Below are 17,171 nucleotides of genomic sequence, written 5' to 3'. Positions count from 1 at the left end.
CATGCAGGAGTGTTGACGGGATGGTTTCGGGAAACATGGATCCTTCATTCCCATCCTCCGTTGTACAGTTAAAATTTAGTTAAATAAACTTCCTGCTTTTCACGCTAAAATACGCTTATAGCAGAACTTGTCGCGCGCCCCCGTTTCTTTAAGACTTGATTTCGAGAATTTCCTTTTAAACCGCTAAGCTAAAATTATTATGGAATATGCAAAAACAAAAATGTTGATTAACATTAGCATTAACCTTTTCCACCCTCTCCCTCCTATGGCGCTAATGAATCCTAATAAAGGTAATACAAAGAGCCCTACGAACATTAGCTCCCCTGGTAGTGTAATGAAAGATTGGTCTATGAAAACATTTAATAAAATCAACCCATAGAATATAACGAATAATAAAGATATTATGTGATTGCTGCTATATAAATCACCAACCCACTTTTTAGCGACCTGAAGATAATAATCATCTTCATTACGATGATGACGTAGGAACTCAAATGCAGAAACCAAACCATCAATAATTGAATATTTGGGTGTTTCTGGCCCTTTTGACAAGTCAGCATTCAAGTACCCTTTACTAACAAAACGTTCTTGGAATTTCCTTATTACTTTAATTGGTTCTTTGTACATCTTCCTTTTTAACATGAGTCTCGTTAAAAAACGGAGAAGAACTAGTTGTGTGACATCAAAAATTCTTCGCATTGTAAACCCTTCCTTTTCGTATTATCTGTCCTTTATCTTGCTGAATTATTCTATTGCGTCAGTTAAAAAGCGACTGCTTTTATTAAACAATCGCCCCCTTCTCTAATAAGACTTGATTTCGAGATAATCTTAAAGCCGTAGAGTAAATCCTTCCGCATGCGTTCGTGAAGCAACAATTACTTTTCATTTTCTGCTTTATCTAAAAGAGATATGATCTTTTTATTTTGTTCAACCTGAATGTCACTATTATTTTTTATTAAGCGTACCCACCTTATTAGGAAAGCCAATACTATAATAGGGAAAAACATTAATAAAGTTGGCACAAGTACATCCATTGAATATTCCTCCTAAAAATTTTTCTATCATTTAATAACCGATAGTCATTGTACAACAATCGCCCCCTTTACGGGAAGAATTGAATTCAAGATATTCTAATAAATCAAATCATCACCTAACTGATGATTTAATTGTATGTTTTCCTTCAACATCGCTCCGTCATTATTTTTCCATCTTACATTTAATGTAATGGCACTAGCAAATTCCTCAATATCACCTATTGAACTAAGACGAGTACCACCACCATTAGGTATCGTAATACTTTTTCCTTCCAAAGCTTCCAAAGTACCCTGACTTTCTCCAGATGGATAGGATATATTATATTCAATCTCTTTTGGAGTATAGTCTTTCTTGAATTTTAGGTTTCCTCCAATATGGTATGTATCTTGTTCTTCTGAATTTGAAAAAACTACTTCAACATTCGCATCCCAAGATGAGGATTCACCTCGTATTATTTGCGTCTCGTCTCTTTTCTCACCAGAACAGCCAGAAAATAATAATGAAACTAGAATAAATAGTACAAAAAATCTAATGATACCGCCCCCTTCAAATGTATGTATAAATCCGATATAACTTATGTACGAGATAAAACGATTTTAGTTTCAAAACTGCCAATTATCTCGAAACTGAGTCTTCAACTAACCTGCCCGTTTCTTGAAGACTCAGTTTCAAGGTATATATCCAAATCAGGGAACAAGATACACTGGTTACATCATGAAAGTAGAAAATCTAAAGTTATTATAATAGAACGCTCATTCGCCTTCTTCGGATATCATCAACAAGCTTTAATAGTATCCAAACTTAAAAAAGCTGTCGAAAGCTTTCTCGACAGCCTTGAAGCCTCCTATTATGGACGGCTTACATTATTCATTCAAATAAATCATCTGAGGTTTAGGATGACTTAAAAAGTCATGATGTGAAATCGTCCAGGCATACGCTCCGGCAAATTCAAAAACGACAAGGTCACCCACACGAAGAGCATCCACCTTCTCCCCGCGGACGAGCACATCATTCGGCGTACATAGTTCTCCAGTAATTGTTACATCCTGATTTAAAACACCCGGACGCGGCCAGTTTTTCTCCCACCTATCTACAGGAATGACCTGGAACGGATGACTCATTTTCCACGCCGCCGGCAGACGTAGATGATGAGAGCCGCCGCGGACAAGGGCAAAGGCCTGCTCATGGTTTTCCTTCACGTCCAGAACCTCTGTTACATAATAACCACATCCGGCTGTCATATAGCGTCCCAGTTCCAAAATCACTGTCATGTCCCCGACTTCTTTCTCCAATTGTTGAATACCTTCAACGAACGTCATCCAGTCAAAAGGTGTGTCCGGGTCCCAGTAATTGATACCGATGCCTCCCCCGACATCGACAGTTTCCAGATCCAGGTGGAACGCGCCGGCCCAGTCCTTAGCTTTCTGGATGCAGAGACCGGTAAAAGCGACGTGCTTGTCCGCATCGAGGTTGTTGGACATAGCATGAAAATGAAACCCCTTCACATGAATATGATCCAGTGCGGCTGCGGCATTCAGGATGTCCGGCATTTGATATTCATCGATACCGAACTGGGTGGGTGTTCCAGACATCATATGATGACTTTCCGGCACATCCTTCCGAAGGTTGACACGCAGCAGGACAGGCATGACTTTCCCAGCTTTTCCTGCCGCTTCATTGATCCGGTATAGATCATGGAGGCTTTCTACATTGATGTAACGCACCCCTTTTTCTACAGCGGCTGCGATTTCCCTGTCTTTCTTTGCAGGCGCACCGAAAAGAAGCGGCCGTTCTCCCCCTGCTTTATTCATCTCCTCCTCTGATGCCGTGTCAAAACCGTCTACGATAGGAGTAAGCGCTGCTAAAATGTGAGGGTCCGGGTTGGCTTTTACAGCATAATACAGGTCACAAAAATCCGGCAGGCTCGACTTCAGTGATTCCGCATGGCTTTTCAGCTGCTGTAAGTCATAGACATACGCACAGATGGGATCTTTTTCTTGATGCTTTTCATTGATGATCTTCTCGATATCCATATCTTATTCCTCCACAACCTGACGCCCCAACGGATTCGGCACTTCATTGTATCCATACCCTTGACTGTTCGTAAGACGCATTTTTGTCAATGATTTGTGCATGACCACAGGCTGATAGAGGAAATCACGATCTTCCTTCACAGCCTTCTCCGATGCTTCATCAACTGCCAAATTGTCCAATATCTGTTCACACTGCTGTTTCACAACGTCCCAGAACCACGGCTCTCCGGCATTTGTCCACTCACTCAGCTGGCGGATGATTTCCCCGAGGTGATTTTGGAAGACCGTGTAATACAGCTTATGGTGCATGTCGGACAAGTTGTTCGTTACACTGACAGAATCAGCGGCAAACGCCGGGGTATGACCGCGACTGCGGAGACGGTCTGTATAAATACGCGATCCGCCCCAGTCACGAAAGAAGAAACGGGAAAGACGGCCGTTTTTAAAGACGGGAATACTGTTCTGCAAATGCCCCTCCAGGGCGATGCCGTATTTCACCATCAGTTTCAAATATCCAGGAAGAACTTTCTCAACATAGGTCTTGAAAAAGCTTTCCGATGCTTCTGCTATCGTAAGGTTTTCACAGCGGCTCAGTTCTTCGATTATATCTCTCAAAACGGTCCGGCCGCTGATCGGAGATTCGGCATAGAGGGCCATTCCAGCCACCGCCCATTCCCCATCCTCCAAATGATGGTCGATGTCTTCCCGCAGCAGCATTGTTAAATTCCTGCTTTTAAGGCGGTCGTCCGATTGGAAGGCCGCACCGGAAAGCTCCATCAGAGGAACGAAGCTCTCCATATCTGATTCTTTTTCGTAAATGTCCTTGATCAGACGGGAGAAGACCGTGGAATTCATAGCCGTCTGCATCGAAATCGACCGGATTGTGGATGTCATCTGACTGTTGACCGCCAATTTTATGACCGGTTGATTCCCTTTCGGGGCCACAGTTCGAAAGGATGAGGTAGCTTCTGCATCCAAGTATGGCTGATCTAATAGAACAACCATCCCGCTTTTTATCTCCTCTTCATAAATAATAGGTAGAGCGTTTTCCATCTGCCACGGATGGACAGGGATCATCTCATACTCCTCCGCGTCATACCCTTTATCTGAAAGCTCCCGGCGGGCAGCCGATGTCTGATCCGTAAAATACTTCTCCAGACCGGTCTCTGTCATAACAAGCGCACTCCGCTTCACAGCTGCAAACCGGATGATAAACGGCTGATGAAATTCAGGTGAAAACCGGAGCACATCCGGATAGGAAAGACCGAGTTTCGTCTTAGCTCCCGGATGTAAATGATGCCCCTCGACGACAAGTTGTTCGAAAAACAATCCTGCTGAAAATCCGGACTCTCTTTTTTTAAAGGCCAGATAAGAAAACAGTGTATCCGCTCCAAGATTATGGGCTTCCTTCTTCACTCCATCTTTCCATACCTCATCAAAAGCAAGAGCCATTGTTAAATTCGCCGTTCCATTATTCAGTTCCCGTGTAAATGGGAAGAGGTTCGGAAAATCCTCCACGGAAAATAATAGATGAAGAAGGTCAGCCGCTGATTCCACACGCCGGCAGCCTTCGCTGGAGACAAACAGGATCCCTTCTGCTGTTTCAATCATTTGGAAGGCCGAAACCCGGCGGATCGGAAATAAGACACCATAGTCACCCCGGCAGATGAATAGATAGTCCCTGCCTTCTTCGAGAGGATGGTTTTTCAGCCCCTTATACAGAGGCTCTTCCGAGACGGGGACTCCATCTGCCAGCAGCGTCCCACGCTCCACTTCAATCTTCCGGGCGGTTTGATACATCCCCTGAATGTTCTCGCGAAGAATCGAATCGGCCAGTTTATGCAGAATTCCCTTTCTCCCGTTGTCTCTATGTTTATGGAAATAGGGTACGAGTTCCGGATACGAGGTGGTCAGGAACTCCAGACACTTCTCCTCTTCAAAAATCGGTCGGGGCATCGTGTGAAGTTCTGTAGGAATCATTTCTTCGTCACCTCCTTTGTCAGTGGATTTGGAGCATCCACATAACGATAGTCTGTATATTGATCTGTGAGTCTCATTTGAACGAGGGCTTTCATCTTAGACGGGCCGGAACATAAGGCCTTCTCGTCTTCTTCCGCATCTTGTTGAATGGAAGGAAGCTTCCTCAACTCTTCATATTGATCATGAATAACCCTTCGGACTTCCTCCCACATCTCATCCTCTCCACAGCCAAGAGATCTTGCGAGAGCCGTAATGATTTCGCCGAAGTGATTATGAAGCAGTGCATGAGAAAAGACATGCAGGAGATCATCTGGCTGCTCGGTCAGCAGGTTCGTAGCCGGATCAATCGGCAGTTGATCAAAGAAGCGTTCGAGCCGCCCGCTCATTATCCGGATGCCGCCATAATCTCTCAAAATGATACGCTCAGGCCGTCCTTTTGAGAAGACGACCACACAATTCTGCAGATGGGCTTCCATTCCAATACCATATTTCGTCAAAAGCGTAACAATGGGAGGGAGGACAGCCTCTGCATAGGCTTTGATAAACGACGCTGCCGTTGAATGTTCCATCGACTCCATCATTTCCCGGGCAATTAACATACCGCTGATCGGGGAGTCAGCCACAAGAGCAGCCGCCGGGACAGCGACTTCGTCTTCATTCAGATTCTGTTCCGGATTTTCCCGAAGAATGGCTGCCAGATTCTTCTGCTTTTCATGTCTGACATCAGCAGATAACAGACCTTTGGGTTCGTAGTGTAGACCGGCGGATTCCTTCATCGCAGACAGACGTCCGGCCAAATCACGGTCTTGACTTAACAGGGTTTCAAAAAGACGGGATAAGGCAGGACCGTTCTTTGTTGAAGCGGCGGACACGGTCCTGACTGCACTCGTCATTTGTACGTTCACAGCCGTTTTTATATGATGACGGGTGACGCTTCCTTCGGGAGCAAGGGTACGAAAAGAAATCAAGGCTGTCATAGGCAGGGTGTACGCCGGGACCGGAAACACCAGACCGCTGTCCAGTTCTTCCTTATAGTCCGGTTCTATCGTATGCTCCCACTGCCACGGATGGACAGGAAGAAGTTCATAGTCCTCCCTGTTGACTTCCTTCTGTCTGCAGGCCGCTTCAAAAGCATGCTCCAGTCCTTGATATTCTTTGAATAAAATGGATGAAACTGTTTCCCCTCCCATCGTCGTCTGCTGCACGACGTCTTTATGTACCGCTGCCGGAATGACCCCTGGCTTCCCCGCCCATTCCGGCGCAAACGTGCGGATGTCCTCCGTACTCAAACCCATTCGTGTGCGTGATCCGGGATGAATCGTATGCCCCTGAATGACCCACTGTTCAAAATAGACGAGTGGACTGAAAGAAGCATCCGCCCGTTTTTTATGTTGCACATAGGAAAGCATCGTTTCCGCTCCCCTTCTGCGGGCTTCTTTAACGGCTGTCGCTTTCCTGACAGATGCCGCCTCAAGGGCCAGGGCATAGTTGGAAGCACTGTTGACCATTTCATCATAAAACCGCTGGACGGACTCTTTTTCATCAGGGGCATACAGGAAATCCAGCAGCTGTTCCGGCGTTGTGACCGCAGACTCCGCCCCCTTTTCGTCTAAATGAAAGACACGGCTGATGTCTATTTGGCCGAGCATGTATGTTTTTTCCACGATCACATGGATCATTCCTCTGTTGGCTTTCAAGCGGATTTCTCTGTCCCCATTCTTCCATTCACAAGCAAAAACATGCTCACGTATGATGGCTTGAAGAAGCTGATGGAGCACAGACAACGACGCTTTTTCTTGATGTTGAATTTTACGCATTTCTTTCATTTCTGTCACCTCTTGCCGGGGTTCATTTTATGTACCGGGGTCTATTCCCTCAAACAATAGGGAATAATCTCCCCATACTGCCTGTAACGTTAGAATACTCTACTTCCCCCTCTGGTTATGCTCTACCTGTTGTCCAAAGACAGAAAATATTTTATACTTGATAATGATTATCACTATAAAATCACATGTAGGAGTCATATTTATGAAGACTGCATTCCAAAATATTCAAAAAAACCATCGCATCTATATCGGGAGCCGGCATGCCGGACATGTCTCACACAACGTCACAGACCTGATTGAAAACAAAGAAAACCTTGAACGTCTGTTGACCGCCCAGGCGGACAATCTTGCAGCCCCGAATCTGTCTATTGCCGGGCTGTTATTTGGAAAAATGTACTCGGTTCTTACGATGGGCCTGTTTGAATCCATCGTCCGTCATGGCATTTTGTTTGACGGACACCCGGAGCATTATGGGATTCAACAGAAAGAAAAGAACGTCATGAATTACATCCTTGCGGAAGGTTGCGCCCATAAAGTCGAAGATGTATCCGAGGAATATGTAAAAGCACAGATTCGTACGTTCATCGTACATCATCTCCAGCCGTTGTTCCAGACAGCCGCCCACGTCTCCAAATGCAAGGCTGCCCATATGCGTTCCATCGTTTCCCACAACCTGCATCAACGCATGTGTGCGCTTGAAAAAGAAGGGGTGGATCCGGATCAGCTGGAAAAAGTATTCCGATGGTTCACATCAAACGAGCTTTTTCATGAAAATGAACGCAATCCGCTCTACTTCAAATTCCGCTGGTACACCTCTGAAGAGGGAAAACAAACTTATGTCCGCCGGCACTGCTGCATGAAATATATGCTCCATGATGCGGATAAAAGCAAATGCTGTCCGACCTGCCCGCTCATTACTGATGAGGAGCGCAGGGACCGGATATAAGGAAAACCCCCGTCAGGTTTACGCACTAGACGGGGGTTGTTTTTATGCTTTCATTTGATTGTATTTCTGTTCTACGAGCTGGACGAGCGGATGACCGGCGTCCAGACCTGAAACGCGGACCAATGTGGCTTGAAGTCCTTCGTTTTTCAATTCTTCCTGGATTTCAGCTGCTTCCGGATCCTCCTTATAATCATACAAGAGGGCAGCAGCAATGACTTCTGCCAGGTGGGACGGCTCTTCGTTCATACGTTCAGCATACTCAAAGGCTGGACGAATCAAACGGTCTTTCGGTCCAAGCTTCCTTTTCGGCGCACGCCCGACACGGGTCACTTCATCAGATAGATCCGGGTTTTCAAAGCGCTCGATGATTTTATCGGCATACGCTTGATGTGTTTCTTTGTCAAAGCCGTACTTCTCTACAAGAACGGCCCCTGTTTCAGCAAGCGTACCACGAAGAACATCCTTCACTTTTGGATCATTCATCGCTTCCATAATCGTCTTATGACCATAATAATAGCCGAGATAAGCAGGAACCGCATGCCCCGTGTTAACGGTGAACAATTTCCGCTCAATATACGGCGTTAGATCACTCACATACGTAATGCCTTCGACAGCTGGACGATCTCCTTTGATTGCCGGCGTTTCCACCACCCACTCATAGTAGGGTTCTACCTTGACGGCAAGCGGATCTTCGTTGGCCTGATCAGGAACGATACGGTCGACCGCTGCGTTCGGGAAACCTGTTTCCGCAAGAACAGCGTCCGCTTCATCCCCCTCTAGATGCTCCAGAACCGAGGCTTTTAATGATTCACTACCACCAATCATGTTCTCACAGGCGATCACATTTACGGGACCACCGTTGTTCTGGCTGCGGTGCTTCAAGCCTTTAGCTAAGAGGCCTGCGATGACAGAGAGAATGTGGGGGCCGACCGCTGTCGTAACCAGATCCGCTTCAGCAATCGCTTCAATAACGGCCGCTTCCTGCTGGATACTGTTCAACCCGGAAACGTGTTGCACTTCCAGGGATTCAGCTGATCCGGCAAGCTCCACCGTGTAACTCCGGCGTTCATTCAACTGATTGATCAGCGTTTCATTGACATCGACGAAAATCGTTTCAAATCCTGACTGGTCCAGCAGAGCTCCGATAAATCCTCTGCCGATGTTTCCTGCTCCAAAATGAACGGCCTTCATGTTATTCCACCTCGCTGAACATTTGAATGACTTCTTCCTTGCTTTCCGCTTCAATTAACTTTTGTACGTTTTCTTCTTCCGAACATACAATCGCAATTTGAGAAAGAATTTCAAGGTGCTCATCGCCTTTACCAGCAATACCGATCAACAGCTTCACGATGTTTCCGCCTCCGAAATCCACCCCTTCTGGTACCGTCACCACACTGATGCCTGTTTCAAGTACCACTTTCTTCGCATCCTCCGTACCATGGGGAATCGCTACAAAGTTACCCATGTAAGTGGAAGTCAGCTCTTCACGTTTCAGCATTTCATCAATATAGGACTCCTCTACATACCCCTGGCCATTTAAAATACCGCCTACATAACGGATCGCTTCTTCCTTTGTCGCCAGTGTTTGGTTCAGTTCAATGTTTTCTTTTGTCAAAATGTTGTTAGACATGATTCATTCTCCTCTTATTGTTTAGTTTGTAAATATTCATAAAGCTTTGTGCTGAGGTAATTGACGATGGTGTCTTCCTCTCTGGATTCCAGAACAGCCACACATTCTTCTTCCTCAACAATCAGCGAACTTAAGTAACTCAATGTTTCGAGACCCTCTCTGCTCATATCCGCCGGTGCGAGCATAAGCAGAATGGTGTGTACGTCAGCGGGTTCCCCACCCATATCGACAGCCTTCACCGGCTCATGAGTGAAGTGGACTGTAAAGGAAGGCTCTTTTACCGACTCACTGCGTGTATGGTACAACGCAAGAGCTGTGCCGGGGATGGCGAGCCCGCCTTTCTGCTCCCGATCCAGCAAGGCTTCAAGAACATCAGGACCGTTTGGAATGAAACCGTCTGCGGCCAGGCGTTCCGTCATCGCTGTCAATACACGGGGCATATCATAACCATCTGCCTCCAGGACGCGGAGCCTGTTCAGCAGATGATCAATCACATCGGCAAAGCTTCTCCAGCTTTTCAGCCTGTCTTTCACCTGTCGGAAGTCCACCCGGGTCACTGAGGGTTTCGGATCCTTTTTCGCTTCTTTCAAATGACGAAACACCTGGATACGGCGGATGGTGTGCTCCAGCTTATGAACATCCTTCTGCGGCAGAACAGGACTTACCCTTACATAATCGTCTATATCCGGAAGCTCAATCGTAGAAACGATCAGGTCATAATCTTCCTTCATCATATCCTTCAATTCAAAAAGCGAGCGATGCTCAACGGATTCGATTTCATTGAACCGCTTTTGAAGCTTAGCGGCGAGGATCTTAGCCGTCCCGATTCCGCTTGAGCAGACAACAAGGACATCCAGTCCCCTTCTGCCTTCCAGCTTTAAGAGAGCGGAGGCGAAATGCATGACAACAAAGGCCACTTCTTCTTTCGGAAAGTAAAGATCAGGAAAAACTTCAGCAAGACTTTCTTCGATATGGACGAAAAGCTCCGGGTAATCTTCCACCATCTGATCGGTAAACGTATTCTCAATCCCCATTTGGTGCTTCAGCCTGTATAAGCTCGGCTTCAAGTGAGCTACAAGGTCATGCAGCAGGCGGTCGGACTCGTGAAAATGGATGCCGGTTCGATTTGTTACTTCTGTAATCAGCTGTTTCGTTTGTACAGCAATGCTCATACTTGACTCCTCAAGTACAGAATGACGGTCGTAACGCGCTTTGGCTCCCATCAAGTGCATCGTAATGAAACCTGTCTCCGCTTCCGGGATGTCCAGTTGAAACGCATCCGCCAGCAACCGTGTCAGCTCCCTCGCAAATTCGAACTCTTTGGAATGACGAAGCTTATCCAGCTGTTCTTCTTCCATATGAATCATTTCCCCGTATTGAATCCGCTCGATCGCAAGACCAAGGTGGATAACGAGAGCGATATAAGCGCTGTCTGCCAGCGGGTAATGCAGGTTACTCCTCAATTGTTCCACATGGGTTTCAATTCGAGTCAGCTTGTCCGGCTGCACAAAATCCAGCAGCTGACCGGATATAGAGGATACCGGCTTTTTATCGGCCTGCATATTCTGCTGAAGGAGCGAAAACAAATCCAGTTCATTCAAATGCTTCATAAGCAGCGAACTGATGGCTTTACGGATACCCGATTCAGGGCCGCTCACTTCCACTCCATAGCCCCGCCTGCGGACGAGCGTCAATTCAAAATCCGCTAAATAGCTTTCCACCTTATCTAAATCATGACTGGCGGTTGCCACCGTCACTCCAAGGTCAGTGGCCAGCGCGGACAATTTTACAGGCTCTCTTGATTCCAGCAGTTTGGATAAAATGAGCACCTGACGTTCTTCAGGCGTATAGTCGACCGTTTCCTGCTGATGCAGTTCCCGTTTAAACTGCTGCCTGTTTTCAAATGGGCCTTCAAGAATAAGTAATCCTCCAGATTGTTTGGATAAACGGAGCCCGTACTCCTCAAGAACACTTTCAATTCCCTTTAAGTCACGATGGACGGTTCTGGTGCTTATACCGAGATCCTCAGCCACCTGTTTGATCGTCACGGTCTCTTGCTCTGAAAAAAGCTGCTCTAAAATCTTTCTTTCGCGGGCTGTCACATACATCTGCCTCACCTCCCTCATTGACAACATTTAATTAGTTTATTTGCTATATTTCCATCTTAGCCCGGTTCGTAAGGGTTTTCAACAGAAAGTAAACCCACTCTCGTCACGATGGCTGTGACAAAATTAAAAAAGAAAACATTCTCCAACAGAACTCCGACAGTTGGATCAGGCGCTTGCCGCTTATCGGTGAATGCCTGCGGTAGAACGGAAATGGTCTTATCACGTGAAGGCACGAGATATAATATATTTTGACCAAACAAAAAAGGAAGCCTCATGGGCTTCCTTTTTTTCGTGCTTATTCGTCTTCTTTCAATTCATTGACCAATTCATCATAGCGCGGGCTGTTCAGGAAGTTGTCCACGGAAATGTGGTGGGCTCCTGGTACACGCTGCATCGCACGCTCCGTCAAATCTTTGTGTGTGATGACGATATCCACATCCGATGGCAGATCATTGATCGCCATGTTTGTCACATCAATGTTAATCCCTGCTTTTTTGAATTTGTTCTTAAGAAGGGAAGCTCCCATTGCACTGGACCCCATACCGGCGTCACAGGCGAAGATGATCCGGTCAATTTCCTTTTCATCTACGGCTGGAACTTCTCCGGTATTTCCAGATGGCGCAGGCTGCGCTTTTTCCTGGGATTCTTCAGGCTTCTCATCATCTTGCAGTTCATTGACAAGCTCATCATAGCGCGGGCTGTTCAGGAAGTTGTCCACGGAAATGTGGTGCGCTCCTGGTACACGCTGCATGGCGCGTTCTGTCAAATCTTTGTGCGTGATGACGATGTCCACATCCGATGGCAGGTCATTGATTGCCATGTTTGTCACATCGATGCTGATTCCTGCTTTTTTGAATTTGTTCTTAAGAAGGGAAGCTCCCATTGCACTGGATCCCATGCCGGCGTCACAGGCAAAGATGATCCGGTCAATATCCCCTTCACGTACAGATGGAACTTCTTCTGTATTTCCAGAAGGAGCTTCCTCTGTAGAAGCTTCATTCGCTTCTTCGTCCTTCGTCAACTGGCCGGAAACAGAACTCTTCTTCCCTTTCATCTGTTCCATCTGCGCAGTCGCCTGGTTCAAATCGTCTTCCTCCTCTTTTTTGCTCAGCTTCAGAATCAAGGAAGCGACAAGGAAGGAAGCAAGAGCGGCAATCAACACACCAGCGATTACTCCCAGCAGATCTCCACGTGCTGTCAACGTCCCGATGGCGATGATACTACCCGGGGACGGTGTAGCTGTCAGTCCGACACCAAGAGCGGCAAAGGTTGCTGTCCCTGATACACCACCAGCAATAACGGCTAGAAGCAGAGCCGGCTTGGACAGAATGTACGGGAAGTAGATTTCATGGATCCCACCGAAGAAGTGGATGATCGCAGCACCAGGTGCTGTCTGGCGGGAAACCCCTTTTCCAAAGATCGTAAAGGCTAACAAGACACCAAGTCCAGGTCCTGGGTTGGACTCAAGCAGGAAGAGAATCGATTTTCCAAGATCCTGCGTTTGATCCACTGCAATCGGACTCAGGATGCCGTGGTTGATGGCGTTGTTCAGGAACAAAATCTTCGCTGGTTCAATAAAGACGTTGACCAGTGGAAGCAGTCCGGCACCAATCAGGAACTCTACCGCACTTCCGAGAATATTTGTCAGTCCTGCCATTACCGGACCGACCACATAATAACCAATGATAGCAAGAATACCTGCGGCAATACCGGCCGTAAAGTTGTTGATCAACATTTCAAAACCGGATTTCACTTTTCCTTCAAACAGTTTGTCTACATATTTGATGACAAGGCCACTGAATGGACCAATCACCATGGCACCAAGGAACATCGGAATGTCTGCTCCGACGATAACCCCCATCGTCGCTGTCGCACCGACCACTCCTCCGCGCAGACCGTGGACAAGACGTCCACCTGTGAAACCGATCAATAATGGAAGGAGATACGTAATCATCGGGCCGACCATTTCGGCTAAATCTTCGTTTGGAAACCATCCATCTGGTATAAATAAAGCGGTAATAAGTCCCCATGCAATAAATGCGCCGATGTTCGGCATGATCATACTACTTAGAAAGCTGCCAAATTTCTGTACCCGGGCACGGAAACCAGCTTGCTGCTTTTCACTCATTTTGTTTCCTCCTCGTCTCTTTCGTGTGTTTCTTCTGTAACCTTATGATAAAGCGGTTACAACCCATATCTCAAGACAATCTAAACGCATGTTTGTCACAGATGTCATGACAGGATTAAAAAACCTGTCATGGCGCGGTTTAAGAGTCCCCCATGTTCATCAAAACTGGAATGTGATTCCAGTTCTTGTTTGAGTTTCTGCTCACAGGGAACGTTTACACAAGATAATAAGGACAGGAGGAATAGGACGATGAATGCAGCTCAACTACTGATTCAATGCTTGGAAAAGGAAGGCGTCGAGTACATGTTCGGCGTCCCGGGGGAAGAAAATATTGATGTGATGGATGCTGTTTTAGACTCATCCATTCAATTCGTCACAGCAAGACACGAAACGAGTGCCGCTTTTATGGCAAGTACGTATGGACGTTTGACTGGAAAACCTGGTGTCTGCCTCGCCACGCTCGGGCCAGGTGCTGCCAATCTATTAACAGGAGTGGCCAACGCAAACATGGACCGCTGCCCACTGATTGCGATTACCGGTCAGGCGGGCCTTGATCGTCAGCATAAAGAGTCCCATCAGTACTATGACCTTGTCGATATTTATGAACCTGTGACCAAATGGAATGCCCAGATCAAAACAGGTGAAATGATTCCGGAGGCCGTACGGAAAGCGTACAAAGTGGCAGCGGAGGAAAAACCGGGCGCGACCCACATCGATCTTCCCGAAGATATTGCCGAAACCGAAGTAGAGGGAGCTCCCCTGTCAATCAGCCGCTCCACTCTGCCGGTAGCAGAAACGTCCGTGATCCAGGAAGCAGCGGAAATCATAAAAGAAGCACGGTTTCCACTCATCTTAGCCGGAAATGGAGTGACCAGGGCAGGAGCATCTGAAGAACTCCAAAAGTTGGCCGAAAAAGCCTCTATTCCTGTTGTCCATTCCTTTATGGGCAAAGGAGCACTCTCTTGGAAGCATGAACACAACCTCTTTGCAGCAGGTAGCGGAACAGATTACATTACCTGCGGATTCAGCAAAGCTGATTTAATCATCACGATCGGCTTTGATATGGCAGAGACTCCTCCGGAAAGCTGGAACCCTTCCGGCCGTACTCCCGTCCTCCATATCGATACGGCAACGGCTGAAATCGATTCCCACTATCCGGTCAAGGTGAATGTCGTTGGGGACATCCGTAAAAACCTGGCTCAGCTGAATACATCCCTCTCAAGTCAGGAACGGGACCTTTCATGGGCCGAACATGTGCGCAGTCAGATGCTTGAAGATATGAACGCTCATAAAGATGATGACTCCTATCCCTTGAAACCGCAGAAAATCATCTCCGATCTGCGCCGGACTTTGAACGATGAGGACATCGTTATTTCCGACGTGGGCGCCCATAAAATGTGGATGTCCCGCCTCTATCCGGCCGCCCTTCCGAACACGTGTCTCATCTCCAACGGACTTGCTTCCATGGGGGTAGCTGTTCCCGGTGCTGTCGGTGCGAAGCTGGCTCACCCGGACAAAACAGTAGTGGCCGTGTGCGGGGATGGCTCTCTTTTGATGACAGAAGCAGAAATGGAAACGGCAGTTAGACTCCAGCTCCCTATCATCATTCTGTTATGGCGTGATGAAGGCTACGGATTGATTGAATGGCATCAGAAGAAGAAATTCGACCGCTCTTCCCATATCGGTTTCGGAAACCCGGATTTCTCCAAACTGGCAGAAGCATTCGGTTTTGAGTCTCTAACAGTAGAGAAAGGTGATGCTCTTACAGAAACCCTTCAGCAGGCCATTTCTTTAAACAAGCCTGTACTGATTGACTGTCCTGTCGATTACGGTGAAAATATGAAGTTGACGGAAAAACTAAACCAAATCCAATGCGACTGAGGGATTGGACAGGAAAGCAGATTCAATGAACGAATAAAAATAAGCGGAGCCTGATGGCTCCGCTTTCCAGGCTGTCGAGAAATTTATCGGCAGCTTTTTTGATCGTTTCTTTTTCTTCTTGTTTCCCATGTATGTAAGAACATGTCCAAGAGATTCTTTTCATATAAAAGGGGGTCGCTCCCAGAAAAGACCTATACTTTTCTCTGTTCTTTACTGGATATGAAGAGGTCCAAAGGCATACGATTGACTGCCGGACTCCATCTCAAATGTGAAAACATCCCCACGCGCAGCAGGCCCCACTCCTTCCGGTGTACCCGTGAAAATGATATCTCCCCTGCCGAGCCCGAGACGACCTCCGATCACGTCAATAAGCTCCCGCAGGGAAAAAATCATTCGTTCCGGCTCCCCATTCTGAACGATTCTTCCGTTTTTAAAAAGGGAGAAGGCCGCCTTACGAAACGCCTCTTCCCCTGGGAAAGGCACAAACCGGCTGACTACAGCTGATCCAGGAAAGCCTTTCGCCATTGTCCACGGATGCCCTTTTTCCTTCAGTTTCGACTGTACATCCCTCGCTGTGAAATCAATGCCGAGGGCGATGCCGTCGAGCATAGCATCGAGCGGTTTATCCGGATGGTAGTCCTCTCTCATTTTTACGACCAGCTCTCCTTCAAAGTGGATCTCCCCCTGCTCAAATGGAAGGTGAATTTCTCCCTCCGTTGTATGTAACGCGTGGGTCGGCTTCATGAAAATGAGCGGCTCGGACGGCACCTGATTGCCAAGCTCTTCTGCATGCTTTTTATAATTGCGCCCTACACAATAAATGTTGCGGATTTCCTCCATCTTCTTTCAACTCCTCCCTGTTTTCCTGCTTTCTCCAGTTTAGCACAGGAACCGGGAGCGCTTACGGAATATCCCTTGAATGTAGACAGATTTTCCACCCTCTACACGTTTTTCAACAAGCAGGCCATCCATTACTATAAAAAAAACGCAGAGCAAAGGCTCTGCGTTTACGTAAAAGCTGGAATCCAGCGTTTATAGGGCTGTTTGTTGAGATGATGAGCTGCGAGTTCCTTAAATTCCTGCTGCTGTTCTTCGGAAGCGAAATAGCGCTTCGGCAGAATGATGGTCTGCTTATCCTTTGTATAAAGAACAAACATTGTGGACACTTCATTCAACGTCACAATTTCTTTCCATAAATAGCAGTGGCTCTGTTTTTTAATCTTTTCGGTAATCCCTCTATCATCAATGGTATAGGTCCATGCATTTTTGGCATAATAATCAGCTTTGTAAACACCTGTAGAGCGGAGATGGAGGACAAACATCATGATCAGGAAGACAAAAGCAGCCGGGATCAAAGCATATCCCATAGAGACCAGTCCCTTCTGCCACCAAGCTCCTTCTACGGATCCATAAAACAAAACGGTAAACAGTACCAATGTGCTGAACAGCGTCCATATCTTCATCCGTTTAAAATGAAAAGCGTGGCACTGCTTAAATTCATTCAACTGAAGAATGCCGCTGATATGAATTCCTTTCTGGATATTCATGGTGTACCCTCCCTTTTAAAAAGTCTACGCTAAGATTAGAGGTTATCCTCATCTTTA

General features: G+C 46.8%; 14 protein-coding genes. 2 read left to right on the top strand and 12 right to left on the bottom strand.

Annotated elements, in window-relative coordinates; genetic code table 11:
* Nucleotides 1–183: 183 nt before the first annotated feature.
* From ACXAJH_RS16705 to ACXAJH_RS16680, 6 genes are all read right to left on the bottom strand, one after another.
* Nucleotides 184–627, bottom strand: a complete 444-nt coding sequence (locus ACXAJH_RS16705) for a hypothetical protein (protein WP_474994620.1) — start codon at nucleotides 625–627, stop codon at nucleotides 184–186.
* Nucleotides 628–875: 248 nt separating this feature from the next.
* Nucleotides 876–1,034 (bottom strand): hypothetical protein, encoded by a 159-nt coding sequence (locus tag ACXAJH_RS16700; RefSeq protein WP_220585042.1) that lies wholly within the window; start codon nucleotides 1,032–1,034, stop codon nucleotides 876–878.
* Between the two features lie 96 nt (nucleotides 1,035–1,130).
* The gene (locus tag ACXAJH_RS16695) at nucleotides 1,131–1,319 is read right to left on the bottom strand and encodes a hypothetical protein (protein ID WP_474994618.1); all 189 of its coding nucleotides are present in this window, start codon (nucleotides 1,317–1,319) and stop codon (nucleotides 1,131–1,133) included.
* A gap of 579 nt (nucleotides 1,320–1,898) precedes the next feature.
* Entirely contained in the window at nucleotides 1,899–3,068 is a 1,170-nt protein-coding gene (locus tag ACXAJH_RS16690; RefSeq protein ID WP_474994616.1) for a type III PLP-dependent enzyme, read from the bottom strand.
* Nucleotides 3,069–3,071: 3 nt separating this feature from the next.
* On the bottom strand, nucleotides 3,072–5,048 hold the full coding sequence (locus ACXAJH_RS16685) for an IucA/IucC family protein (RefSeq protein ID WP_474994614.1): 1,977 nt from the start codon (nucleotides 5,046–5,048) through the stop codon (nucleotides 3,072–3,074).
* Complete coding sequence (locus ACXAJH_RS16680; RefSeq protein ID WP_474994612.1) at nucleotides 5,045–6,874, bottom strand: IucA/IucC family protein; 1,830 nt, start codon at nucleotides 6,872–6,874, stop codon at nucleotides 5,045–5,047. The genes ACXAJH_RS16685 and ACXAJH_RS16680 overlap by 4 nt, the downstream gene beginning before the upstream one ends.
* A gap of 202 nt (nucleotides 6,875–7,076) precedes the next feature.
* On the opposite strand from ACXAJH_RS16680, the gene ACXAJH_RS16675 reads away from it, so the two are divergent.
* A complete protein-coding gene (locus ACXAJH_RS16675; RefSeq protein ID WP_474994610.1) occupies nucleotides 7,077–7,820 on the top strand; it encodes a hypothetical protein in 744 nt (247 codons plus the stop codon).
* Nucleotides 7,821–7,862: 42 nt separating this feature from the next.
* Here ACXAJH_RS16675 and ACXAJH_RS16670 read toward each other — a convergent pair whose 3' ends face one another.
* The 4 genes from ACXAJH_RS16670 to ACXAJH_RS16655 all read right to left on the bottom strand — a co-directional run bounded on the left by ACXAJH_RS16670 (nucleotide 7,863) and on the right by ACXAJH_RS16655 (nucleotide 13,686).
* Nucleotides 7,863–9,011, bottom strand: a complete 1,149-nt coding sequence (locus ACXAJH_RS16670; protein WP_474994608.1) for a mannitol-1-phosphate 5-dehydrogenase — start codon at nucleotides 9,009–9,011, stop codon at nucleotides 7,863–7,865.
* Nucleotide 9,012: 1 nt separating this feature from the next.
* Complete coding sequence (locus ACXAJH_RS16665; RefSeq protein ID WP_474991407.1) at nucleotides 9,013–9,450, bottom strand: PTS mannitol transporter subunit IIA; 438 nt, start codon at nucleotides 9,448–9,450, stop codon at nucleotides 9,013–9,015.
* 14 nt (nucleotides 9,451–9,464) lie between these two features.
* The gene (locus tag ACXAJH_RS16660) at nucleotides 9,465–11,576 is read right to left on the bottom strand and encodes a BglG family transcription antiterminator (RefSeq protein WP_474994626.1); all 2,112 of its coding nucleotides are present in this window, start codon (nucleotides 11,574–11,576) and stop codon (nucleotides 9,465–9,467) included.
* A 277-nt stretch (nucleotides 11,577–11,853) separates the two neighbouring features.
* Entirely contained in the window at nucleotides 11,854–13,686 is a 1,833-nt protein-coding gene (locus ACXAJH_RS16655; RefSeq protein ID WP_474994606.1) for a PTS mannitol transporter subunit IIBC, read from the bottom strand.
* Nucleotides 13,687–13,935: 249 nt separating this feature from the next.
* On the opposite strand from ACXAJH_RS16655, the gene ACXAJH_RS16650 reads away from it, so the two are divergent.
* Nucleotides 13,936–15,567: an acetolactate synthase large subunit gene (locus ACXAJH_RS16650; protein ID WP_474994604.1), complete on the top strand. Its 1,632-nt coding sequence runs from the start codon at nucleotides 13,936–13,938 to the stop codon at nucleotides 15,565–15,567.
* A gap of 210 nt (nucleotides 15,568–15,777) precedes the next feature.
* Here ACXAJH_RS16650 and ACXAJH_RS16645 read toward each other — a convergent pair whose 3' ends face one another.
* Both ACXAJH_RS16645 and ACXAJH_RS16640 read right to left on the bottom strand, forming a co-directional pair.
* Nucleotides 15,778–16,407 carry a fumarylacetoacetate hydrolase family protein gene (locus ACXAJH_RS16645; protein WP_474970366.1) on the bottom strand — a complete coding sequence of 210 codons (630 nt, stop codon included), beginning with the start codon at nucleotides 16,405–16,407 and terminating at the stop codon, nucleotides 15,778–15,780.
* A gap of 167 nt (nucleotides 16,408–16,574) precedes the next feature.
* Nucleotides 16,575–17,114, bottom strand: a complete 540-nt coding sequence (locus ACXAJH_RS16640; protein WP_474994602.1) for a YcxB family protein — start codon at nucleotides 17,112–17,114, stop codon at nucleotides 16,575–16,577.
* Nucleotides 17,115–17,171: the final 57 nt, after the last annotated feature.

The sequence above is a fragment of the Halobacillus sp. ABD4_316 genome (assembly GCF_056161385.1).
Note: the sequence above shows the minus strand (reverse complement) of the source record. Positions and strands in the feature narration are given on the sequence as shown.